This window comes from Pseudomonas sp. MYb13 (assembly GCF_002980075.1).
Taxonomy (GTDB): domain Bacteria; phylum Pseudomonadota; class Gammaproteobacteria; order Pseudomonadales; family Pseudomonadaceae; genus Aquipseudomonas; species Aquipseudomonas lurida.
The window spans coordinates 154,254-177,881 of the sequence record NZ_PCQI01000008.1 but is presented as its reverse complement, the minus strand read 5'-3'; the positions used below and the strand labels follow the sequence as shown (position 1 = coordinate 177,881).

Here is a 23,628-nt window from a genome sequence, read left to right as displayed (position 1 = left end):
ATTCACCGCAACCGAGTGGCAGCCGCCACAATCCCAGCCGCGTCGATGTTATGCAAGGCGCGGGTCGGTTCGCGGGCGCCGGCGGCGGCATATTCGCCATCGCCGATACCCAGGCGGACCAAGGCAATCCCCAGCCCGGCTTCGGCGAGTACTTCGGCCACCAGGCTACCGACGCCCCCATTGATGTTGTGCTCCTCCACGGTGATGACCGCGCGCGTGCCACTCAGGGCGCTGAGCAACGCGTCACGCTGTAACGGCCGGATTGACGACAGGTTGATCACCTGTGCCTGGATCCCCTGTTCCGCCAGCACCCGTGCCGCGTCCACCGCTTCGTGCACCACCGAGCCCAGGGCGACGATACTCACATCCGCGCCCTGGCGCAGGATATCCACCTGCCCCGGTACGAATTGGTAGTCGCCCGCGTGCACATCCGGCAACGCCTTGCCGTCGAGACGGATGTACACCGGGCCCTGGTAGCGCAGCGCGTAATCAACGATCTGCCGGCACTCGATCGCGTCGGCCGGGGCAAAAATCTGCACGTTGCCAAAACCGCGCATCACCGAAATATCGTCAAGGCTGTGGTGCGTGCTGGCCAACGGTCCATAACTGGTGCCCGCATTCAGGCCGAACATTTTGACGTTGGCCTGGTTGTAGCAAACGTCGACTTTGATCTGCTCATTGGCCCGCGAAATCAGGAACGGTGCCGCGTTGCAGGTCGCAGCGATCTTACCGCCGAGGGCCAGGCCCGCCGCGACGCTGACCAGCGACTGTTCGGCAATGCCGACATTGATAAGCCGCTCGGGAAAGCGCTGCACAAACGGCCCGATCTTGGCCGTGGAAGTGGAGTCACTGACCACCGGCACCACGTCCAGGCCGGCATCGACTGCGGCAATAAAGGCCTCCACCATGACGCTCGCCAGATGTTCACTCGCCATGACTCAACTCCTCCAGTGCCGCGTTGATTTCATCACCCTTGGGCACGCGGTGGTGCCATTCGGGACGGGCTTCGATAAACGACACGCCCTTGCCTTTGATGGTGTGGGCGATCAGCACTTGGGGCGCGCCGGTCTTGGCCTGCATGCTTTCCAATGCTTCGATCAACTGGCCCGCGTCGTTGCCGTCGCACTCGCTGACGCGAAAGCCGAAAGCCGCCCATTTTTCGTCCAGCGGGTCTAGCGGCATGATCTCGGCCGTCAACCCCGCCAGCTGCAGCTTGTTCTTGTCGACGATCACAAACAGGTTATCCAGGCCGTACTTGGCGGCAGCCATGGCCGCTTCCCAGTTGGAACCTTCAGCCAGTTCACCGTCGCCGGTCAGCACGTAGATGCGTTTTTTGCTGCCGGACATCTTCGCCGCCAGCGCCAGCCCCACCGCCACCGGCAAGCCGTGGCCGAGGGCGCCGGTGTTCAGTTCGATGCCGGGAGTTTTCTGCCGCACCGGGTGGCCCGGCAAGTGAGAGTTGAAGTGCTGATAGGTGGGCAGCCAGTCGAGGGGAATGTAGCCCGCCTGCGCCAAGCAGCAATACAAGCCGCCGACACCGTGGCCCTTGCTCTGGATATAGATATCGCGTTCAGGGTCTTCGGTGCGTTCCGGCCCGGTATCGAGAATGCGGAAATACAGGGTCGCGAGAATATCGGTTTCCGAGAGATCGGCCCCCGTGTGGCCGCCGGCCGGTGAGTCGGCATTCAGGCGGATGACGTGGCGTCGGATCAGGCGGGCCTGTTCTTTGATCTGGTGGGCGTCGTACTGGAAGGCATTCATGCAGCGGCTCCTTTGAGGCTGACCACGCGGGGTAAAAGTGTGCAAAGCTGTATTTGAATATTTATTCAGCAGTGACAATATATTTCTATTTAGACGCCGAACGCTCGACAGGTCAAGGGAGTGACCGACGGAAAAGTGAAATAAAACCTGGAAACACCCCTCGGACAAACGGCCGAAATCTTACTCGCGCCTATCTATTCCGAGGCTTCTCGACGAGCGAACGCGGTGACCTGGAGGCATACTGGAAAAATTAAGCGCTTGACTTTGCCACGGTGCCACTGGAATCTGAATTAACAGTCAAGCACGCATAAATATTCAAAGCGCTTGAAGGCACTCCAAAAAAAATAAATCAGGAGAACACTGTGGACGCCAAAGCTATTGTCCAGCACCCGGCCGAACTCAAGCCGCCCCACCGCCCGCGGTTAGTAAAACTGCTCCCCAGCAACATCGGCGGCCCGCTGATTGGCCTGGTGCTGCTGGTGCTGGTCTTCTCCTTCAGTTCCGAATTCTTCTTCTCGTTGCGCAATGGCCTGAACATTCTTGATCAGGTCACGGTGCTGGGCATCCTGGCGATTGGCATGACAGCGGTGATCGTGATCGGCGGCATCGACCTGTCGGTGGGGTCGGTACTGGCCTTCTCGATGATGATGCTCGGCTGGCTTTACCAGGACCAGGCGGTGCCACTGGGCTTGGCGATTCCGATCTCGATTGCCAGCGGCATGCTTGCCGGGCTGGTGTCGGGCGGGTTGATCACCTATGCCAAGCTACCGCCCTTCATTGCCACGCTGACCATGATGTCGGTGGCCCGTGGCCTCGCGAACATCCTCACCGAAGGCCGGCAGATCGTCGGTTACCCGGACTGGTTCACCAGCCTGGCCACGGTGCGTCACTTCGGCTTCCTCTCGGCAACGGTCGGGCTGTTCCTGGTGATGCTCGTGGTGGCCTGGGTGTTCCTGCGCTTTCGGGCCGGCGGCCGTAACCTGTATGCCATGGGCGGCAGCCCCGAAGTGGCGCGCCTGTCCGGCATCAAGGTGCGCGCAATCACGCTGTGGGTGTACGCCATCAGTGGTGCGCTGGCCGGTATTGCCGCCGTGACCCTGGCGGCACGCCTGGACTCTTCCCAACCCAGCGCCGGTCTGAGCCTGGAACTGGACGCCATCGCCGCCGTGGTGATTGGCGGCGCCAGCCTCAGCGGCGGCGTCGGCAGCATCGGCGGCACCCTGGTGGGGGTGCTGATCATTGGCGTACTGCGCAATGGCCTGAACCTGCTGGGTGTTTCGCCCTTCATTCAACAAGTGGTGATCGGCGTGGTCATCGCCCTCGCCGTGACCATCGACACCCTGCGACGCCGTTCCAGCACTGCCCGTTAAACCTGTTCGACAGTTGACACCCTCCAACAATAAAACCAGGAGTCACCGACATGTTCAGCCCCAAGAAACTGCTATTGGCCACCGCCCTCGCGGCCGCCACCCTTACCGCTGCCGGCACCACCTGGGCCAAGGATTTGACCATCGGCCTGGCCGTGGCCAACCTGCAGGCCGACTTCTTCAACCAGATCAAGCAATCGGTGGAAGCCGAGGGCAAGGCCAAGGGCATCAAGGTGATCACCGTGGATGCGCAGGGCAACTCCTCCACCCAGGTCAGCCAGATTGAAGACCTGATTACCCGCCAGATCGATGTGCTGATCTACATCCCGGCCGGTGCCACCGCAGCCGGGGTGCCGGTCAAGGCAGCGAAAGCCGCCGGTATCCCGGTGATCGCCGTCGACCGCAACGCACCCGACGCGCCGGGCGATACCTTTATCGCCAGCGACAGCGTGGCCGGGGCCAAGACCCTCGCCGAGTACGTGGGCAAGCTCACCGACGGCAAGGGCCGCATCGCGATCCTGCAAGGCCAGCTCGGCACCACCCCCGAAAATGATCGCGCCAAGGGGTTCGAGGAAGGCTTGAAAGCCTTCCCGGACCTTAAGGTCGTCGCCCAGCAACCCGCCGAATGGGCCCAGGACAAAGGCTTCGCCGTAGCCCAGGACCTGCTCCAGCGTGACCCGAACATCACCGTGTTCTTCGGCCGTGCCGATGCCATGGCCTTGGGGGCCGCCCAGGCGGTGAAGGTCGGCAACCTCGATCACAAAGTCGTAGTGGTGGGTTTTGACGGTGACGTCGCCGGGCTCAAGGCCGTGGAAAGTGGCGTGTTGAATGCGACCATGACCCAGCAGACCCAAAAGATGGGCCGCCTGGCCGTGGCGTCGGCCATCGACCTGAAAGCCGGCAAGGCCGTGCCCAAGGAGCAACTGTTGCCCACCGTGCTGACCACCAAAGAAAACGTCGCGCCGTTCCTGCAGCAGCACCCGTAAACCTTGGAGGTCGTCATGCAAGCAGCAGCCCTGGACACCGCCCCAGCCGACGCGGTGCTGTGCCTGCGCAATATCAGCAAGGCCTATGGGCCGGTGCAGGTACTGTCGCAGGTCAACGTGGATATTCGCCCTGGTGAAGTGCTGGCCCTGCTCGGCGAGAACGGTGCGGGCAAGTCGACCCTGTCGTCGATCATCGCCGGGCTGGTGCAACCTGAAGCCGGGGGCAGCATGACCTGGCTCGGCGCGCCTTACGCACCGGCTTCACCCGGTGCTGCGCTGGGCGCCGGGATCGGCCTGATCCACCAGGAAATCCGCCTGCTGCCGCAATTGTCGATCGCCGAGAATATCTTCGTCGGCCGCCTGCCCATGCGTCACGGGCGGGTGGACCGCGAGTACATGGAGGCCCAGGCGCAGATCCAGTTGGAACGCCTGGGGCTCAAGGTGCCGGCGTCGCGCAAGGTCGAAGGCCTGAGCGTGGCGGCCCAGCAACTGGTTGAAATCGCCAAGGCGCTGACCCTCAAGGCCAGCCTGTTGATCCTCGACGAACCCACCGCTGCATTGGGCGGGGAAGAAACCGAACTGCTATTCAAGCAGGTCGAACGACTCAAGGCCGAAGGCGTGTCGTTTATCTACATCAGCCATCGCCTGGAGGAAATCGCGCGCATCGCCGACCGCGTGCTGGTATTGCGCGATGGACGCCAGATCGCCCTGCACGCCACCGCCCAGGTGCCAGTGCGCGAACTGGTGGAGCAGATGGTCGGGCGCAGCCTGGAGCGGATTTTCCCCACCCTGCAAGCGCCACAAGACCGCGTGATGTTGCAGGTCAAGGACCTGGCCTGCCGCGAGTTTGCCTTGCACGGCATCGACTTCAGCGTACGCGCCGGCGAGGTGTTCGGCATTGCGGGTGTGGTCGGTGCCGGGCGGACCGAGTTGGTACGCACCATTGCCGGTGCGGCGCGTGACATTCAAGGCCATATGGTGCTGGACGGTGAAGTTCGCCACCTGCGCTCGCCCTTCGAGGCGATCCAGGCCGGGGTGGTGCTGGTGCCAGAGGACCGCAAGCAGCAAGGCGTGGTGGTGGAACACCGTATCGAAGACAACCTGATCTACGGCAACACCGACCTGTTGGATCAGCGCGGGTGGGTGTTCCCTGCCGCACTGCGCGAATTCGCGCGCACGGCGGTGGCGCGGCTGGGCGTGAAGGGTGCGCCGCAGTCACGGATTTCGAGTCTGTCTGGCGGTAACCAGCAGAAAGTGATCATTGCCAAATGGCTGGCGCGCAATCCCAAGGTGTTCATTCTGGACGAGCCCACGCGCGGCATCGACGTGGGTGCGCGGGCGGCGATTTACGAAGTGATCGCCGACCTGGCGGCCAAAGGCATGGCGGTGATCGTAGTGAGTTCGGACCTGGATGAAGTGCTCGGGCTGTCCCATCGGGTGATGGTGATGAGTCGCGGGCGGCAGATGGGGATTCTGGAGCGCGGCGAAGCCACACCGGTTTCGGTGATGGAAATGGCCACCGCTTAACTCACAAACAATACAGATCAAATGTAGGCGCTGGCTTGCCTGCGCCCACAGGGGATCGACCGTGATTTCAAGAAGGGAGAAATTCATGCAGCTTTTTAGTCTTCAGGGCCAAGTAGCCTTTGTCACCGGCGCCGGCAGCGGCATCGGCCAGGCCATCGCCGTCGGGCTCGCCGAAGCCGGCGCGGATGTAGCGTGTTTTGACCTGCCCGGCAGCCCGGGTATCAGCAGCACTGTAGAACGCATCCAGGCCCTGGGCCGTCGCGCCCTGGCCTTGAGCGGCACCGTCACCGAACGCGGCGCCCTCGACGCCGCCGTTGCGCGTACCGAAGCGGAACTCGGCGAATTGAGCGTCGCCGTCAACTGCGCCGGCATCGCCAATGCCCAGGCGGCCGAGGACCTGGAACTGCAACGCTGGCAGACCACCCTGGACATCAACCTCACGGGCATCTTCCTCAGTTGCCAGGCCCAGGCGGCAGTGATGTTGCCCCGGGGCAAAGGCGCCATCGTCAATATCGCCTCGATGTCCGGCAGCATCGTCAACCGTGGCTTGCTTCAAGCGCACTACAACACCTCCAAGGCCGGTGTGATACACCTGAGCAAAAGCCTGGCGATGGAATGGGCCGACAAGGGCTTGCGGGTCAATTGCATCAGCCCCGGCTACACCGCCACGCCGATGAATTCGCGCCCGGAAGTCGCCGACCAGGTGAAAATCTTTGAACAGACCACGCCCATGGGCCGTATGGCCAGCGTGGAAGAAATGGTCGGCCCGGCGATTTTCCTGGTCAGCCAGGCCTCGTCCTTCTGCACCGGTGTCGACCTGCTGGTCGATGGCGGCTTTGTCTGCTGGTAATCATGGGAACCCTTGTCATGTCGCAACGATTCGGCGGTAAAACTGTAGTGATCACCGGCGCCTGCCGTGGTATCGGCGCCGGCATTGCCGAGCGCTTCGCCCAGGAAGGCGCCAACCTGGTCCTGGCGTCCAATGACCTTGAACGCGTGACCTTCACCGCCGACCAACTGGCCCAGGAATACAGCGTCGACGCCCTAGCCCTGGCCATTGACGTCACCCGTGAAGACGACATCGAAAAGCTCTACCGCGAGGGCCACGCGCGCTTTGGCAGTATCGACGTGTCGGTGCAGAACGCCGGCATCATCACCATCGACCACTACGACAAGATGCCCCGCGCCGATTTCGACAAGGTGCTGCAGGTCAACACCACCGGCGTGTGGCTCGGCTGCCGGGAGGCGGCCAAGTACATGGTCAAGCAAGGCAGCGGGCGGCTGATCAACACGTCCTCCGGCCAGGGCCGCCAAGGCTTTATCTACACGCCGCACTACGCCGCGAGCAAAATGGGCGTGATCGGCATTACCCAGAGCCTGGCGCTGGAGTTGGCTCGGCATAACATCACGGTGAATGCGTTTTGCCCGGGCATCATCGAAAGCGAGATGTGGGACTACAACGACCGGGTCTGGGGCGAGATCCTCAGCACCGACGAGAAACGCTACGGCAAGGGTGAGTTGATGGCCGAATGGGTCAAGAACATCCCCCTGCGGCGTGCCGGCAAACCCTCGGATGTCGCGGGCCTGGTGGCCTTTCTGGCCTCGGACGATGCGGCCTACCTGACCGGCCAGGCGATCAATATCGACGGCGGCCTGATCATGTCGTAAGGGTTTGGTATCCTCACGGCCATTGTGTCAACAACTGAGGCTTTCATGAGCCAGATCGAAGAACAGCGCCTGATCACCAAGATCGCGAGCCTCTATTACGAAGAAGGGCTCAAGCAGTCCGAGATTTCCGCGCAACTGGACCTGTCCCAGTCCTTTATCAGCCGCGCCCTGCGCCGGGCGCTGCAGGAAGGCGTGGTGAAGATCACGGTGATGCGCCTGCAGGGCCTGCACCTGGAACTGGAAAACCAGCTGCAACGTCGCTACGGCGTGCGCCGGGTGATCGTGGTGGAATCCACCGAGCCGGGCAATGACGAAAGCATCAAGCAGGCCATCGGTTCGGCCGCCGCCCATTACCTGGAAACCAGCCTGTCGCCCCAGGACCATATCGGGATTTCATCGTGGAGCAGCACCATCCGCGCCATGGTTGGCCATTTGCATGCGCAACCCGGCAAGCAGGCGGCCCAGGAAGTGGTACAACTGTTGGGCGGCGTCGGTCACAAGGGTGCGTTTGAAGCCACCTTGCTGACCCAGCGCCTGGCGACCCTGCTCAATTGCCCGGCGTTTCTGCTGCCGTCGCAAAGCATCGAGCAATCGGTGGAGAGCAAGCAACGCATCGTGCAGATGGAAGAGGTCAAGGAGGTGCTGCAGCGCTTTGACAGCATCACCTTGGCGATTGTCGGCATCGGCGACCTTGAGCCTTCGCAACTGCTGCGCAACAGCGGTAACTACTACACCGAAGACATGTTGCGCCTGCTGGCCGAACGCGGCGCGGTGGGCGATATCTGCCTGCGTTACTTCGATGCCCAGGGCAAGCCGGTGCTCGAGGAGGATGAAGAATTCGTCGTGTCGGTGGCGCTGCCCAAGCTGCGCGCCATCCACCGTGTGCTCGGCCTGGCCGGTGGGTTGAACAAGGTCCAGGCCATTCGTGGCGCGCTGAAGGGCGGCTACCTGGACATCCTGATCACCGATCTGGATACCGCACAGGCCCTCAACCGATAACCTTTTTCTGGAGACCGCCGCTCATGACGTCCAAGCTCGAACAACTCAAGCAATTCACCACCGTGGTCTGCGACACCGGCGACCTGGAAGCCATCAGCCGGTTGCGCCCGGTGGATGCCACCACCAACCCTTCCCTGCTGCTCAAGGCCGCTGCCATCCCGGAGTATGCCGAGTTGCTGCGCGGTGCGGTGAGCCTGTCCAAGGGCGATGTGGACCTGGCCTGTGATCGCTTTGCGGTGTCAGTGGGCTGCGGCATTCTCAAGGCGATTCCGGGGCGCATTTCCACCGAAGTCGATGCGCGCCTGTCTTTCGACGAAGAGGCGCTGTGGGCCAAGGCCAACCAGTTGATCGCCTTGTATGACCAGGCCGGCGTCGGCCGCGACCGCGTGCTGATCAAACTGGCCTCCACCTGGGAAGGCATCCGCACCGCCGAGCGCTTGGAAAAGGCCGGGATCCAGACCAACCTGACCCTGCTGTTTTCGTTCGTCCAGGCCGCCGCCTGCGCCGATGCCGGGGTGTTCCTGATTTCGCCGTTCGTAGGCCGCATCTATGACTGGTACCGCAAGAACACCGGCCTGGACTACACCGGTGGGGATGACCCGGGCGTGCAGTCCGTGACGCGGATCTACAACTACTACAAGGCCAACGCCATCAAGACCGTGGTCATGGGTGCCAGCTTCCGCACCCTCAGCCAGATCGAACAACTGGCGGGCTGCGATCGCCTGACCATCAGCCCGGAGTTGCTGCAAAAGCTTGATGAAGACCAGGGCGTGCTGGAGCGCAAATTGAATCCGGGGGCTGCCGGCGAGTCGCGCCAGACCCTCAACGAAGCGCAGTTTCGCTGGGGCTCCAACGAGGACGCGATGGCCACCGAGAAACTGGCCGAAGGCATTCGCCAGTTTGCCCGCGACCAGGAAAAACTCGAGGCAGTCCTCGCTGCGCTATAGCCCTGCCCAGCCGTTCAGCCAGCCGTGCGCCCTGGTGTACCCACCAAGGCCATGGCTGAACGTGGCGTGCCGGGCTACGTGAGGCACGCACCACTCACCAGCACGCAACAACGGATGACGCTGTTGCCCGTCAGTAAACAGCGATCGATCGCAGCTCAGTCACGCGCGACGCCCTGCCCAAATTTGCGAATCGCCAGGCAATACCCGATCAACGCCACCGCCGCCAATAACCCGCCCGCCGCGCCGATCCAGGCGAAGCCGAACTGGCTGCCGACCCAACTACCCATCAACGCACCGCCGCCGATGCCGATGTTGTAGATGCCGGAGAACATCGCCATCGCCACGTCGGTGGCATCCGGTGCCAACACCAGCACCTTGGATTGCATCGCCAGGCCGAAGCCCATGATCGCCATGCCCCAGAAGATGCTCAGTCCCACCAGGTAGGATTCGGCGCCGCTCAACGGCAACAGCAAGGCCAGGCACGCGGCCAGCATGAACACCGCGCCGACCACGAACAGGTGCGGATTGAAACGGTGCACCACGCTGAACAGCAGTGAGCCGATGATGCCCGCGCCGCCGAACACCAGCAGGATCAGGGTCACCGCGCTGCCGCTCATGCCGGCGACGCCTTCGACGAAGGGTTCGATGTAGCTGTAGGCGGTGAACTGCGCCGTCACGGTCATGGCGGTGAGCACATACAGCGCCACCAGCGCCGGGCGCTTGAACAGCAGTGGCAGGCTGCGCAGCGAGCCGGAGTTCTGGCTCGGCAGCAAGGGCAAGGTCCGCGCGAGCCAGAACACCAGCGCGGCGGCGAAGGCGCCGATGACCAGGAAGGTGGTGCGCCACCCCATGGCTTCGCCGAGCAGGCGGCCCAAGGGGATGCCCAGGACCATCGCCAGGGAGGTACCGGTGGCCAGCAGGCCGAGGGCTTGCACCTGTTTGCCGGCCGGCGCCAGCCGCACGGCAAGGGAGGCAGTAATCGACCAGAACAGCGCGTGGGACAAGGCAATGCCGATGCGACTGAGCATCAGGATGCCAAAACTGGTGGCGACGCTGGACAGGATATGGCTGACGATAAACATGCAGAACAACACGATCAGCAGCTTGCGCCGTTCGATGTTGCGGGTCAGCAGCATCACTGGCAACGAAGTCAGGGACACGATCCAGGCATAGATGGTGAGCATCAGCCCGACGCTGGACACCGGCATGTCGAAGCTGGCACCGATGGCGCTGAGCAGGCCGACGGGCACGAATTCGGTGGTGTTGAACACAAAGGCGGCCAACGCGAGGGCGATGACCGGTTGCCAATTGGCTTGGGGCGTTGCGGCTGAAATACTCATTGAACGGCGCGGTACTCTGACGGTGATCGAGCGGCCACCCGGGACAAGCGCCGCCGCCGAGCATTCTATAGGTTTCTGGCCCCGCTGTTGATGCGGATCGTCGCCCCAGGGTTCACGGCGCCGTCAGGGTGATCACGTAGTTACCCGACCGAATCCGCTTGCCGGCGCTGTCCACCAGCACATACTGCTGGTCGTAGTAACGTCCGCTGCCGCTGTCTGCCACCAGTTGCACATGGGCGGCGTTGGCACTGGCCTGCGGCGCCATGCTGCGTACATCCAGGCGGCTGCCGCGGTTGGCCTGGGCGCAGCCTTTGAGTTCCATGACCGAGCCACTGCGCGCATTTGTCGCACACCCCGGCTCGACGATGCTGCCCCTGAACTCGATCGTGCCCTGCCCGACGGTTTGCGCCGCACTGCACGCCCCCGCCCATAGGCACAGCAGGCTGGTAAACACCGAAATACCTTTAATGCTCATGGCGACACTCCTTACTGGGCTCTTACCCACTAAGTCGTCCCGCCGGGCGTTTACTTGAGGCTATTCGGCAAAGGCTGTGACGTAGATCAAGGATCCACCTGCCCCATCATCTGGGCAATGCTTTCGGGCCGCTTGGCATAGCGCTGTGCCAATGCCGCACACACCATCAACTGGATCTGGTGAAACAGCATCAGCGGCAGGATCAGCACGCCCATGCTTGCGCCTGCGAACAGCACCTGGGCCATCGGTACACCGGTCGCCAGGCTCTTCTTCGAGCCGCAGAACAGAATGGTGATACGGTCTTCCTGGTTAAAACCAAACGCCTTGCCCAGCACCGTGGACGCGACCAGCACCAGCGCAAGCAATACGCAGCAGGCCACCACCAGCCCGCCGAGTTCCCACACTGGGATCTGGTGCCAGATGCCTTCGTTGACCGCTTCGCTGAATGCGCCGTAGACCACCAGCAGGATCGAGCCCTGGTCGACGAATTTCAGCCAGGATTTATTGCGCCCCACCCACTCGCCGATCCAACGACGGGCGATCTGCCCGGCGATGAACGGCAGCAGCAGTTGCACGCTGATTTTCAGGATCGCGTCGACGGTCGAGCCGACCTCGCCGTGCACGTTGAGCAGCAAGGTCACCAGCAGTGGCGTGAGGAAGATGCCGAACAGGCTGGACGCCGCCGCACTGCAAATCGCCGCCGGGATATTGCCCCGCGCCAGGGAGGTGAAGGCAATCGCCGATTGCACCGTGGCCGGCAAGGCGCAGAGATACAGCATGCCCATGTACAGGTCTTTGCCGATCAGCGGCGACAGCACCGGCTTGAGCGCCAGGCCCAGCAATGGGAACAGCACAAAGGTCAGGCTGAACACCAACAGGTGCAGGCGCCAGTGGCCGGCGCCGGCGACGATGGCCTGGCGCGACAGCTTGGCACCGTGCAGGAAAAACAGCAGCGCGATGGCCAGGTTGGTGACCCAGCCGAAGGCCACGGCGGTCTGGCCGCTGGCAGGCAGCAGGGAGGCAAGGATCACCGTGGCGATCAGCGTCAGGGTGAAGTTGTCAGGCAGAAAGCGGGGGCGAGTCATAAGCAGGATCTTCCGGGGGTTGCCAAGAGCGTCGTGGCGACTCTAACGTAACGGCTTGTTACCGACTAACGCCAATGAGCCAGTAAATGCCGCCTAAAGGACATGACAAGACGGTCCGCCGCAGTGTGCCGGGGCTTTCCAGCCTGCCACGGCCGGTGTACGGGCGCACTGAATCGCTGCCCAACCGCGCGCTGACCCGCCGGCACAGCCACCCGTGGGTGCAATTGTCCTATGCGATTTCCGGGGTGCTGGAGATCCAGACCAGCGTTGGCCGCTTCGTGGCGCCGCCCCAGCGTGCGGTGTGGATTCCGGCGGGTGTGCCGCACCGGGTCTACAGCTCGCCGCACACCGAAATGCGCAGCCTGTACCTGGACTGCAGCGTCACCACATGGGCGGCCGGGCACTGTCATGTGCTGGAAGTGAGCAGTTTGCTGCGCGAGCTGATCCGCAGCTTCAGCGAGCTGCCAGTGGAATATGCCGAGGATGGGCCGGATGGCCGGCTGGCCCAGGTGGTGCTGGACCAGTTGGCGGCGGCGCCGCAGGTGGACCTGATGCTACCGTTGCCGCTGGACCCGCGCTTGCGGCAGATCTATCGCAGCCTGAACCTGCACCCGGAGCAACAGACAACCCTGGGGCAGTGGAGCCAGAAGCTGGGGGTGAGCGAGAAGACACTCAGTCGGTTGTTCTTGAGCGATACCGGGCTGACGTTTCGAGCCTGGCGCCAGCGTTTGCGACTGTTGACCGCCCTGCCCGCCCTGGAACGAGGCGAGCGGGTGACGGATGTGGCGCTGGGGTGTGGGTATGAGTCGACGTCGGCGTTTATCAATGCGTTTCGGCAGCAGTTCGATGCCACCCCGGGCGAGTTCTTCCGCTGATTGTCCTGACGACGCTGGCTGGTCTGCGATGACGGCGTATCAGCAGCATTTTTTGGGCTGGCAGACCGCTATCGCAGGCAAGCCAGCTCCCACCTTTTGACTGATGTACATCCACCAGTCGGTGACTAGGCCAGAATCGCCTGCAGGCAAGCCTGCTCCAACCTTTTGAGCCGTGTTCGATTTCAGCTACCGTTGCCGCCGTGGGCCTCTTCGAAGAAGTAGTCCTTCCAGCTCGCGGCCTTGTTTTTGAGCACGCCCAGCGCCTGCAATTTCTCGGCGTAGATATAGGTACGCTGGGGCACGATGGTGAAGTCGATCTCCGGGTCCTGGACGATCTTCTCTACCAGGTCCAATGGCAACTTCGACTGCTCTACGCGGATGTAGGCCTTGGCTGCGGCCGGCTTGTCGGCCTTGATGATCTTCTCGGCTTCGGCCAGCGCGTCATAGAACGCCTTATAGGTCCTGGGGTTCTCGTCATGAAACTTCTGCGTGGTGTACAGCACGTTGAACGTCGCCTGGCCACCGAGGATGTCGTAGGAGCTCAACACTTTGTGCACATTCGGATTGAGCAATTCCTGGTACTGGAATGGCGGGCTGGAGAAGTGCGCATTGATCTCCGAACCACCGGCAATCAATGCCGCCGTTGCGTCCGGGTGGGCCAGGCTGATGGAGATGTCGTCGAACTTCTTGTAGTTGGCATCACCGAACTGCTTGGCGGTCTCGATCTGCAAGGTGCGCGACTGGAAACCCACACCGGCGGCAGGCACCGCGATACGGTCTTTCTCGGTGAAGTCCTTGAGGGTTTTCACATTGGGGTTGTTGGTCAGCAGGTAGTTGGGCATCGACCCCAGGGAGGCGATGGCCTTGACGTTCTGCTTGCCTTTCGTGCGGTCCCACAGCGTCAGCATCGGCGGCACACCCGCGGAGACCACGTCGAGGGCGCCGGCCAGCAACGATTCGTTCATGGCCGTGGCGCCGGAAATGCTGTTCCACTCTACCTTGATATCCAGGCCCTGTTCCTTGCCGTGCTTTTCGATCAGGTTCTGGTCGCGCACAACATCGAGAATCAGGTAGCCGATACCGAATTGCTGGGCGATGCTGATCTTGCCTTCGGCCTGGGCACCCGGGCTGAGCAAGGCACTTGCGACAGCCAGGGAAGCCGCCAGGAGAGTCAGGGACGAACGCTTGAGGGTCATGGGGGTCTGCCGCGCTTTTGAGAAGGTGAGCGAGGGTAGCCACGATTTTTAAGACGGGAAAAGAATATCGGGTTCTATTGTTATGCAAATTACCCACAAATAGGCGCCTGGCTGTTATTGTGCCGCGCTTTGAAAAGCTATCGAACACTGCGAGGAAATGGACGTTGAACACTGACGAAAAAATGACTGGGGACCTGTTCGAGGTCGATAAGCGCCTGTCACTCAAACCCGTGGTGGACTTCAACGCCTATCTGCGCAGTGCGTTCGGTGACGGCGCCTGCACCTGCGTGCGCTGCGCCGCCGGCCATGGCGATGAAACCGGGTATGCGTTCCAGCACACGTTCACCTTCGACGGCCGCCCCACCCACCGCCGATTCGCCTCCACGGCGGGCAGTGACGTGCTGGCGATGCTGAAGAAAGCCTGGCTGTCGTATTCCAAGACCGAGTTGCCGCTCAGCGGCGTGCTGGCCCTCGACACGGTGAAGGACTTTGTCGAGCCGCAGTTGCACAAGCGCCTGGTGCCGTTGTTCGTGGCCAGTGAGTTGGTCAAGGACGTGGACGGCGCACTGCACTTGCAGCCACAAGCCGCCTGATCGCGTCAGACGTAAACGGGCACGCCCAGACGCCGGGTGTGCAGGTCGGTGATGAAATATGCCTCCTCGATCCCGAAGGTGAGCATCGCCGTCAGCGCAATCGGGTGACGGTGAGTGCGACCACGGCAATCCGTTCCACACGTTCATAGCCGGGCTTGGCCAACTCTTCACCAAACACATCGGGGTCGAGTTCACGGTAGGTCCAGCCGTAGGCATCGCTGCCGAGCAATGGCCTGACCGCCGCCAGGAACGGGTCCTGGCCCGCGACAATCGCCACGCCGGTGTACAGCACCAGGCTACCGCCCAGGGCCAGGCGCCCCAGGGATTCGCTGGCGATTCGCACCGACAACTGCTCCCCCAATGTCCCGCCGCCATGGCGATAGGCACGTTGGCGGTCATCATTCATGTACGGCGGGTTGGCGACGATCAGGTCAAACTCGCCCTCCACGTTCGCCAGCACGTCGCTGTGGTAGGCGCTGACGTTGCCCAGCCCGGCCAGTTCGGCATTCACTGCCGTCATGCGCAAGGCGCGCGGGTTGATATCCACCGCCAGGACCTGCGCGTCATGCCGCGCACGGGCAATCACCAATGCGCCCACACCGGCGCCGCAGCCAATGTCCACGGCGCGCTTGATCGGTTCAAAACGCTGTTGCAGATGGGCTTCGATCACCTGGGCGAAGCGGTAGCTGTCCGGCCCGAAAAACACCGCGTCGGCTTGCGTGGTGGGGTAAGCGGAATGCGCAAACAGCAGGTCGTCCAGGCTCGACCAACGCACCGCGCTGCGCCACAGCGCGTCGTGCTTTTCGACGACATCGGCCTGCTGCAATTCTTCACGAAAGGCTTCGGGCAGCAGGTCGTTGCCAAAGGGTATCGACCAGCCGAACACGTCGCGCAGGTCCGTCGCCAATGGCGTTGCCAGGCGTTGAAACACCCGTTCATGGGTCAGGGGCGTCGGGGTGATGAAACGGTAGCCGCTCTCCTTCAACCCCCGCCCCAGGTTCAGCAGGGCGCGGTCGGCGAGTTGTTGTGCAGACATAGGCGAATTCCTTAGCGCAAGCGCGCGCGCAGTTGGATAAAGCGGCGGGTTGCGTACAACCCGGCGGGCGTGCAATGGCGTCGCGCTGACAGCCACGGGATCAGTGCATGAAGCTGCTGATGATCGGGCAGGTTCGACAACGACTCGACCAGCGCCTGGGTGTCCGGGTCTGCAGGACGATGCTGCTCGCGGGAGAACCGGCTGCCGCGTCCGGGCCGCACGGGCGGCACGCGCTGGCCGTTGATCCAGTCACCGGCGATCCAGTCGTGCAACACCTGTTTTTCGTAGCCACTGAATACACCGAACATTGCCGCGCCCGCGCCCTCGATCAGTTGCCAGAAACGGCTGTCGGCCGGGTCCTGGTGACGCTTGATCCAGCCCTTGTCTTGCAGGGCCTGGAGAAAGGCACCGATCTGCCCCGGCTGCGCCAGCCATTGGTTGACGGTCTTGCCTTCGAAGCGGCAGTAGTCCGAGTGCAGGTGCTGGCCAAATGTTCGCTTGCGCTCAAGCATCGCCACCACCTCGTCCTGCAGGTGAAAACCATTGATCACAGCGGTGGTGCCCGGGCCAAGGTCGTTGAGGCGATACCCCTCGGCCACGCGACGGTAGAAGTCTGCCCTGCCCTCGCCCAGCGGCAACAGGTTGAGCACCGACTGCGCCGCCTTGCACGCATGGCCGCTGCTGGCGTTGTCGATGGTCACGTGCAAGGTGAAGTAATACGGGTCGATACCCAACTCGCTCAACTCGTACGACGTGATCAGCAGGTGCAGGGGCAACTGCTCATAGCCGAGGTTGTAGCCGATGATTTCCGGCAGGAATTCCTCGGCGCACACGCCCAGGGCCATCTGCAGCGCGCCTTGCAAGTAGTGCGCGTCTTCGAGGCCGGCGTCGCTGTCGGCATCGTATTCGTTGAGCAATTTGCGGTAGATCACCACATGGTTCTGCGCAGCTTCACCGTCACCCAATTCTTCGAGGTAGGTGGTGAGCAGGCCGTCGAAACGCGGGTCCTGCCAATAGCGCAGCAGACCGTTGAGCCAGGCGCCGTCGACCTGTTTGGTCGGGGCCACGCGCTGCAGGAAATACAGCGCATGGGCCTTGTTCTGGAAGTAGCGACGTGGCCGCCCTTGCTGGCGTTGCTCCAGGTAATCGGCGTAGGCCTGGGCCACCTCGGCGCAACGCTGTTCGATCCAGGCCGGCAGTTGCTCGGGGCTCTGCGGCAGTTCGCTGGGCGCGTCCTGCACCTGCGCCAACTGCGCCCGCAGAAAGTCCCGCGCCGCCTGTTCCGCGCCCTGGACTTCGGCATAGAGCTGTTGATACAGCCCATGGTACTGGCCGGGCGCCGAGTGGGTGATAGAGGCCGGCTGGCCTGACAGCGCTGCAAGAAGCGTCATGATGGCAGTTTCCGCAAAGTCCGATACAACCAGGCCTCCCGAAGAAGAGGCCCCGCAAGAGCGCTGAGAACCACACGCTTCTAGAATGAAGAGCATCGGGGTGCGGGGAAAATTCAATCAGGGTTGGAAAGCTGCGGATCGGCGGTCGCGACGCTCGGACTTTCGCCAGCGCGGATATGGCGGGAGAACCCATGTGGCGAGCCGGGTTGCCCCGCTCGCCACAATGAGCAATGACGGGGGTGTTTACTTGCGCGCCGCCTCCCACTGCTTGAGCAGATCGTTGTAGTTCACGGTTTCGCCTTTTGGCTTCTCGTTCGCCAGTTTCGGTTTTGGCGCGCCCGGCTGGTCGAACCAGTACTGCGCGTCACGCTCGGGGTTCATTTTCGGACCGCATACCGGTTGCACCTTGGAGCGTTCCAGGCGCGTCATGATCGCGTCCTGCTCCTTGGCCAGGTTGTCGAGAGCCTGTTGCGGGGTTTTCTCGCCGCTGGCAGCGGCGGCGATGTTGCTCCACCACAGTTGCGCCAGGCGTGGGTAGTCCGGCACGTTGGTGCCGGTCGGCGACCACTCGGTCCGGGCCGGGCTGCGGTAGAACTCCACCAGGCCACCCAGTTTTGGCGCCATGTCGGTCATGGCCTGGGAATTGATGTCGGACTCACGAATCGGCGTCAGGCCAACGATGGTTTTCTTCAGCGACACGGTTTTCGAGGTCACGAACTGCGCATAGAGCCAGGCTGCGAGTTTCTGTTTCTCGGGCGTGGACTTGAGGAAGGTCCAGGAACCTACGTCCTGATAGCCCTTCTTCATGCCTTTCTCCCAGTAAGGTCCGACAGGCGACGGCGCCATGCGCCATTTCGGCGTGCCGTCGGCATTCACCACCGGCAGGCCCGGCTTGACCATGTCTGCGGTAAACGCGGTGTACCAGAAGATCTGCTGGGCGATGTTGCCCTGGGACGGCACCGGGCCGGACTCGGAGAAGGTCATGCCCGCCGCCTCGGGTGGCGCATAGGCTTTCATCCAATCCACGTATTTTTGCGTAGCGAATACCGCGGCCGGGCCGTTGGTGTCGCCGCCCCGGGTCACGCTGGAACCCACCGGATGGCAGTCCTCCACGCGAATGCCCCACTCGTCCACAGGCAAGCCGTTGGGCAAGCCCTTGTCGCCGCCACCGGCCATGGAGAACCAGGCATCGGTGAAGCGCCAGCCCAGGGACGGGTCTTTTTTACCGTAGTCCATGTGGCCATAGATGCGCTTGCCGTCGATCTCCTTGACGTCCTCGCTGAAGAACTTGGCGATGTCTTCATAGGCCGACCAGTTCACCGGCACGCCGAGCTCGTAGCCGTATTTTTCCTTGAACTTGGCTTTCAGCTCCGGGCGCTCGAACCAGTCGGCGCGGAACCAATACAGGTTGGCGAACTGCTGGTCGGGCAACTGGTAGATCTTGCCGTCCGGCGCGGTGGTGAAGGAGATGCCGATGAAGTCCTTGATGTCCAGGGTCGGCGAGGTGAAATCCTTGCCTTCATTGGCCATCAGGTCGGTGATGGACTCGGTCTTGCCATAGCGAAAGTGCGTACCGATCAGGTCCGAGTCGTTGACCCAGCCGTCATAGATGTTCTTGTCGGACTGCATCTGGGTTTGCAGCTTCTCCACCACGTCGCCTTCCTGCAGCAGGTCGTGGGTCAGCTTGATCCCGGTGATTTCACTGAAGGCCTTGGCCAGCACCTTGGACTCGTACTCGTGGGTGGTGAGGGTTTCCGACACCACATTGATCTTCATCCCACGGAACGGTTCGGCAGCCTTGATAAACCACTTCAGTTCCGCGAGCTGCTGGTCAGCCGTGAGGGTGGACGGTTTGAACTCGCTGCCGATCCATTTTTTCGCGGCATCTTCGTACGCATCGGCCCAGGCCGAGGCGCTCAAACCGCTCAGGGCCAGTACGGCGGCCAATGAAATGCTATGTCGCAGCTTATTGTTCTTATTCAACATAGAGACCTCCTGGTTGTTTATTCATAAGGGCACTAGCCCCAACGCATCACACTCAACAGCCATACCAGGGAGAGCGCGGACGCCACCCAGATGCTCCAGTCGGTAACGCCGATAACCAGCAAATGCAGGTAGGCGCTGCCGAGAAGACCGATAAACAAGCGATCACCACGGGTGGTGCTGATCGGTAAAAAACCACGCCGGGGGATGCTCGGCGAGCGCAGTTCCCAAGTGGTCATGCCCGCGAGGATCAGGGCTATGGCACCGAAGAACAGCGCGGTAGGGGTGGTCCAGGCCATCCATTCCATCATCGACTCCTCAGACCCGGCCCAGGGCAAAGCCCTTGGCCACGTGGTTGCGAACAAACCAGATCACCAGCATGCCGGGAAGGATAGTCAACACCCCCGCCGCCGCCAGCACGCCCCAATCGATACCCGACGCCGAGACCGTGCGCGTCATCACCGCCGCGATGGGCTTGGCATTGACCGAGGTCAGGGTGCGCGCCAGCAGCAGTTCGACCCAGGAAAACATGAAGCAGAAAAACGCGGTCACACCAATGCCGGAGCCGATCAACGGGATGAAAATCTTCACGAAGAACTTGGGAAACGAGTAGCCATCAATGTAGGCGGTTTCGTCGATTTCCTTGGGCACCCCGGACATGAAACCTTCCAGGATCCACACCGCCAACGGCACGTTGAACAGGCAATGGGCCAGGGCCACGGCGATGTGCGTGTCAAACAGGCCGATGGACGAATACAGCTGGAAGAACGGCAGCAGGAACACCGCCGGTGGCGCCATGCGGTTGGTCAGCAGCCAGAAGAACAGGTGCTTGTCGCCCAGGAAACGGTAGCGCGAAAACGCATAGGCGGCCGGCAGCGCCACGCTCAGGGAGATCACCGTGTTCAGGCTCACGTAGTACAGCGAGTTGAGGTAACCGGTGTACCAGCTAGGGTCGGTGAAGATCACCTTGTAGTTGGCCAGGGTGAAATCCTGCGGAAACAACGTCAGACCACCGAGGATTTCGGTATTGCTCTTGAAGGACATGTTCAACAGCCAGTAGATCGGCACCAGCAGGAACAGGATGTAGATCAGCAGCGGTATCAGCTTTCTCTTGCTCATGTTGGCGGCCTCAGCGGTTGGCGTCGGAGTGGGTCATGGCGGTGTAGAACAGCCAGGACACCAACAGGATGATCAGGAAATACACCAGGGAAAACGCCGCAGCCGGGCCGAGGTCGAACTGGCCTACCGCCATCTGGGTCAGGGTCTGGCTCAAGAAGGTGGTGGCGTTACCCGGTCCACCGCCCGTGAGGACGAAGGGTTCGGTGTAGATCATGAAGCTGTCCATGAACCGCAGCATCACCGCAATCAGCAGTACGCTTTTCATCTTCGGCAACTGGATATGGCGGAACACCGCCCACGCCGAGGCACGATCAATCCGCGCGGCCTGGTAGTACACATCCGGAATCGCCCGTAGGCCGGAGTAGCACAGCAGCGCTACCAGCGACGTCCAGTGCCACACGTCCATCACCAGCACGGTGACCCAGGCGTCCATCGTGTTGGCCGCGTAGTTGTAGCTGATGCCCATGGCGTTCAGCGTCGATCCCAGCAAGCCGATGTCGGCACGCCCGAAAATCTGCCAGATGGTGCCTACCACGTTCCATGGGATCAGCAGCGGAATAGCGAGGATGATCAGCACCAGCGACGACCAGCGGCCCTTGGTTGGCATGGTCAGGGCGATGGCGATACCCAGCGGGATTTCGATCAGCAGCACGCAGGCCGAGTAGATGAACTGGCGCAGCAGCGAGTCATGCAGGCGCGGGTCGAGCAGCACCTGCTTGTACCAGTCGGCGCCCACGAAGTAGCGGCTGGACTGGTCGAAGATGTCCTGCACCGAGTAATTGACCACCGTCATCATCGGGATCACCGCACTGAACGCCACCAGCAGGAACACCGGCAGTACCAGCCACCAGGCCTTGTTGTTCTGCACCTTGTTCATGGCAGCACCTCCAGCAGGTAGTCGTCGGCGTACACCATCAGCCATTGCGCGGGGAAGCTGATGGAAGCCTTGCCTTCGGGCACGGGTTTGTCTTCGGCCAGGCGCACCTTGAGCAACGCACCGTCGAGGTTGAGGGTGATGATCTTGTAGGTGCCGAGGTCTTCGAGGTGAGTGACATCGGCCTGCAGGGCATCAGGGTTGTACTCGTCCCACACGTGGATGAATTCCGGGCGGATGCCGACCTGTAACTTCTTGTACTCGGTGCTGGCAATGCGTTGCTGCAGGGCCTCGGACAATGGCAGATGGGTGCCGGCAAACCGCACCCCGCCCGCCTCGGCCTGCACTTCGATCAGATTCATCCCAGGGCTGCCGATGAAATAGCCGACAAAGGTGTGGCTGGGCCGTTCGAACAGATCGCGGGGCGTGCCGAACTGCACGATCTGGCCGCCGTACATCACTGCAATCTTGTCGGCGAAGGTCGAGGCCTCCAACTGGTCGTGCGTGACGTAGACCATGGTGATGTTGAACTGCTCATGGATCTGCTTGAGCTTGCGCCGCAGTTTCCACTTGAGGTGCGGGTCGATCACCGTCAGCGGTTCATCGAACAGGATCGCCGACACGTCGTCACGCACGAGGCCACGGCCCATGGAGACTTTCTGTTTTTCGTCGGCGGTGAGGTTGCGGGCTTTCTTGGTCAGCAGGTTTTGCAGGTCGAGCACTTCGGCAATTTCCTGCACCTTGCTGTGAATTTTCGCCTCGGCCATGCCTTGGTTGCGCAGTGGGAACGCCAGGTTGTCGAACACCGTCATGGTGTCGTACACCACCGGGAACTGGAACACCTGGGCGATGTTACGTTTTTCCGGGGTGAGGTCGTTGACCACTTTGGTGTCAAACAGCACCTGGCCTTCGGACGGGCTGAGCAGGCCGGAAATGATATTGAGCAAGGTCGACTTGCCGCAGCCCGACGGCCCGAGCAAGGCGTAGGCGCCACCCTGCTCCCAGACGTGGTTCATTTCCCGAATGGCGTAGTCCTCAGGACCGCTGGGCGTGGGGCTGTAGCTATGCGCCAGGTTCTGCAAATGGATCTCGGCCATCAGGCAACCCTCGCGACACGGCGCCCGGGGGCCTGGACCAAACGGCCCTGGCCATCGAACACAAACAGTTTATGGGTGGGGATGTACACGCGGATCGGCGCGTCGACGTCGTACTCATGCACCCCCGGCAGGTGCAACACCAACAGGAAGTGTTCACTGCGCACATGCAGGAAGGTTTCCGAACCGCTGATCTCCGCGACCTCCACGGTGACGGCCAGCTCCAGGTCGTCATCGTTGCTCGGCACCAGGCTGATGTGGCTGGGGCGTACGCCGAACCGGAACTCGCCTTCGCCGATGGGGCGCAGGTCGACGTTCAGCGGGAAGTGCACGAAATTGGCGAAGCTGACTTCATTGCCGCTGATACGCCCCGGCATCAGGTTGATGGGCGGCTCGGAAAACAGCTCGGCGGCCAGCACGGTCTGCGGCTGGTGATAAACCTCCGCCGCCTTGCCACTCTGGATCACCCGGCCTTCGTGCAGGATGGTGGTGGTGCCACCCAGGGCCAAGGCTTCGTTGGGCTCGGTGGTAGCGTAGATGGCGATGGTATGGCGCGCGGCGAACAACTCGCGCATTTCCTGGCGCAGTTCTTCGCGCAATTTGTAGTCCAGGTTTACCAGCGGTTCATCGAACAGGATCAGTTCGGCATCCTTGACCAGCGCGCGGGCCATGGCCGTGCGTTGCTGCTGGCCGCCCGAGAGTTCCAGCGGATGACGCTGCAGGAACTTCTCGATGCGCAGCATCTTCGCGGTTTCCAGCACCTTGCTCTGGATCAGCTCGTTGGATACACCGGCCTGGCGCAAGGGCGAGGCGATGTTCTCGAACACGGTCATGGTCGGGTAGTTGATGAACTGCTGATACACCATCGACACGTTGCGCAGGCGCACCGGTTTTTGCGTGACATCCACACCGTTCATCAGGATGCGGCCGCTGTCGGGCTTGTCCAGCCCGGCCATCAGGCGCATCAGGCTGGTCTTGCCGGACAGGGTGCGGCCGAGCAGGACGTTGAAGGAGCCGGCTTCGAAACGCAGGTTGGCGTCGTCGATCCAGGTCTGGCCTTCGACAACGCGGGAGACATGTTCCAGGGTCAATGACATGACACGACCTTTTTATTATTGGAATGAATCTGGCCAGGTGTCAGAGCGAGTTTCGTGCCAAAACGGCAAGTGTTTGATGTGCAAGGAAATGCGGTAAAAGCGATGTTCGGGATTGAACAATCTGACTGAACAACTGAACAGATCAGGGGTTGACAATGAACAGTTCTGAACAACACTCTCATGAACAACACAGGGCAAATGTGGGCGCGGGCTGG

23 protein-coding genes are annotated in these 23,628 nt (G+C 61.9%); 9 read left to right on the top strand and 14 right to left on the bottom strand.

Features of this window, described 5'->3' with window-relative positions; genetic code table 11:
• Positions 1–2 precede the first annotated feature (2 nt).
• On the bottom strand, positions 3–935 hold the full coding sequence (locus CQ002_RS16735) for a transketolase family protein (RefSeq protein ID WP_105162470.1): 933 nt from the start codon (positions 933–935) through the stop codon (positions 3–5).
• The gene (locus CQ002_RS16730) at positions 925–1,761 is read right to left on the bottom strand and encodes a transketolase (protein ID WP_034106569.1); all 837 of its coding nucleotides are present in this window, start codon (positions 1,759–1,761) and stop codon (positions 925–927) included. Before CQ002_RS16730 ends, CQ002_RS16735 begins: the two co-directional genes overlap by 11 nt.
• Positions 1,762–2,123: 362 nt before the next feature.
• Between CQ002_RS16730 and CQ002_RS16725 the strand changes: the two genes are divergently transcribed.
• The 7 genes from CQ002_RS16725 (at position 2,124) to tal (ending at position 9,255) form a co-directional block, all read left to right on the top strand.
• Positions 2,124–3,131 carry an ABC transporter permease gene (locus CQ002_RS16725; RefSeq protein WP_052211122.1) on the top strand — a complete coding sequence of 336 codons (1,008 nt, stop codon included), beginning with the start codon at positions 2,124–2,126 and terminating at the stop codon, positions 3,129–3,131.
• 50 nt (positions 3,132–3,181) lie between these two features.
• A complete protein-coding gene (locus tag CQ002_RS16720; protein WP_034106571.1) occupies positions 3,182–4,114 on the top strand; it encodes a sugar ABC transporter substrate-binding protein in 933 nt (310 codons plus the stop codon).
• A 15-nt stretch (positions 4,115–4,129) separates the two neighbouring features.
• On the top strand, positions 4,130–5,641 hold the full coding sequence (locus CQ002_RS16715) for a sugar ABC transporter ATP-binding protein (protein ID WP_105162471.1): 1,512 nt from the start codon (positions 4,130–4,132) through the stop codon (positions 5,639–5,641).
• Positions 5,642–5,726: 85 nt separating this feature from the next.
• A complete protein-coding gene (locus CQ002_RS16710; RefSeq protein ID WP_034106575.1) occupies positions 5,727–6,491 on the top strand; it encodes an SDR family oxidoreductase in 765 nt (254 codons plus the stop codon).
• Positions 6,492–6,508: 17 nt separating this feature from the next.
• A complete protein-coding gene (locus CQ002_RS16705; RefSeq protein ID WP_034106577.1) occupies positions 6,509–7,309 on the top strand; it encodes a glucose 1-dehydrogenase in 801 nt (266 codons plus the stop codon).
• Between the two features lie 45 nt (positions 7,310–7,354).
• Positions 7,355–8,308, top strand: a complete 954-nt coding sequence (locus CQ002_RS16700) for a sugar-binding transcriptional regulator (protein WP_105162472.1) — start codon at positions 7,355–7,357, stop codon at positions 8,306–8,308.
• Positions 8,309–8,331: 23 nt separating this feature from the next.
• A complete protein-coding gene (gene tal, locus CQ002_RS16695; RefSeq protein ID WP_034106581.1) occupies positions 8,332–9,255 on the top strand; it encodes a transaldolase in 924 nt (307 codons plus the stop codon).
• A gap of 155 nt (positions 9,256–9,410) precedes the next feature.
• On the opposite strand, the gene CQ002_RS16690 is transcribed toward tal, so the two are convergent.
• From CQ002_RS16690 to CQ002_RS16680, 3 genes are all read right to left on the bottom strand, one after another.
• Positions 9,411–10,595 carry a sugar transporter gene (locus tag CQ002_RS16690; protein ID WP_034106583.1) on the bottom strand — a complete coding sequence of 395 codons (1,185 nt, stop codon included), beginning with the start codon at positions 10,593–10,595 and terminating at the stop codon, positions 9,411–9,413.
• A 112-nt stretch (positions 10,596–10,707) separates the two neighbouring features.
• Positions 10,708–11,070: a type 1 fimbrial protein gene (locus tag CQ002_RS16685; protein WP_034106585.1), complete on the bottom strand. Its 363-nt coding sequence runs from the start codon at positions 11,068–11,070 to the stop codon at positions 10,708–10,710.
• A gap of 86 nt (positions 11,071–11,156) precedes the next feature.
• Positions 11,157–12,155 (bottom strand): bile acid:sodium symporter family protein, encoded by a 999-nt coding sequence (locus tag CQ002_RS16680; protein ID WP_105162473.1) that lies wholly within the window; start codon positions 12,153–12,155, stop codon positions 11,157–11,159.
• A gap of 86 nt (positions 12,156–12,241) precedes the next feature.
• Between CQ002_RS16680 and CQ002_RS16675 the strand changes: the two genes are divergently transcribed.
• The gene (locus tag CQ002_RS16675; protein ID WP_069077689.1) at positions 12,242–13,030 is read left to right on the top strand and encodes a helix-turn-helix domain-containing protein; all 789 of its coding nucleotides are present in this window, start codon (positions 12,242–12,244) and stop codon (positions 13,028–13,030) included.
• 182 nt (positions 13,031–13,212) lie between these two features.
• On the opposite strand, the gene CQ002_RS16670 is transcribed toward CQ002_RS16675, so the two are convergent.
• Positions 13,213–14,226 carry an ABC transporter substrate-binding protein gene (locus CQ002_RS16670; RefSeq protein ID WP_105162474.1) on the bottom strand — a complete coding sequence of 338 codons (1,014 nt, stop codon included), beginning with the start codon at positions 14,224–14,226 and terminating at the stop codon, positions 13,213–13,215.
• Positions 14,227–14,390: 164 nt separating this feature from the next.
• Here CQ002_RS16670 and CQ002_RS16665 point away from each other — a divergent pair, with 164 nt between their 5' ends.
• Entirely contained in the window at positions 14,391–14,819 is a 429-nt protein-coding gene (locus tag CQ002_RS16665) for a hypothetical protein (RefSeq protein WP_034106593.1), read from the top strand.
• A gap of 91 nt (positions 14,820–14,910) precedes the next feature.
• Here the strand turns inward: CQ002_RS16665 and CQ002_RS16660 are convergent, their stop codons facing one another.
• From CQ002_RS16660 to CQ002_RS16625, 8 genes are all read right to left on the bottom strand, one after another.
• Positions 14,911–15,855 carry a class I SAM-dependent methyltransferase gene (locus CQ002_RS16660; RefSeq protein ID WP_105162475.1) on the bottom strand — a complete coding sequence of 315 codons (945 nt, stop codon included), beginning with the start codon at positions 15,853–15,855 and terminating at the stop codon, positions 14,911–14,913.
• 11 nt (positions 15,856–15,866) lie between these two features.
• Positions 15,867–17,246: an iron-containing redox enzyme family protein gene (locus tag CQ002_RS16655; RefSeq protein WP_105162476.1), complete on the bottom strand. Its 1,380-nt coding sequence runs from the start codon at positions 17,244–17,246 to the stop codon at positions 15,867–15,869.
• Between the two features lie 243 nt (positions 17,247–17,489).
• Entirely contained in the window at positions 17,490–19,232 is a 1,743-nt protein-coding gene (locus CQ002_RS16650; RefSeq protein ID WP_034106599.1) for an ABC transporter substrate-binding protein, read from the bottom strand.
• A gap of 32 nt (positions 19,233–19,264) precedes the next feature.
• Positions 19,265–19,537 (bottom strand): DUF2160 domain-containing protein, encoded by a 273-nt coding sequence (locus CQ002_RS16645; RefSeq protein WP_010209675.1) that lies wholly within the window; start codon positions 19,535–19,537, stop codon positions 19,265–19,267.
• A gap of 10 nt (positions 19,538–19,547) precedes the next feature.
• Entirely contained in the window at positions 19,548–20,348 is an 801-nt protein-coding gene (locus tag CQ002_RS16640; protein WP_003232361.1) for a carbohydrate ABC transporter permease, read from the bottom strand.
• 10 nt (positions 20,349–20,358) lie between these two features.
• On the bottom strand, positions 20,359–21,225 hold the full coding sequence (locus CQ002_RS16635; protein WP_005789024.1) for a carbohydrate ABC transporter permease: 867 nt from the start codon (positions 21,223–21,225) through the stop codon (positions 20,359–20,361).
• Complete coding sequence (locus CQ002_RS16630; protein ID WP_069077682.1) at positions 21,222–22,319, bottom strand: ABC transporter ATP-binding protein; 1,098 nt, start codon at positions 22,317–22,319, stop codon at positions 21,222–21,224. The genes CQ002_RS16635 and CQ002_RS16630 overlap by 4 nt, the downstream gene beginning before the upstream one ends.
• Positions 22,319–23,413, bottom strand: coding sequence for an ABC transporter ATP-binding protein (locus CQ002_RS16625; RefSeq protein ID WP_012724886.1), 1,095 nt, complete (start codon positions 23,411–23,413; stop codon positions 22,319–22,321). The genes CQ002_RS16630 and CQ002_RS16625 overlap by 1 nt, the downstream gene beginning before the upstream one ends.
• Positions 23,414–23,628 lie beyond the last annotated feature (215 nt).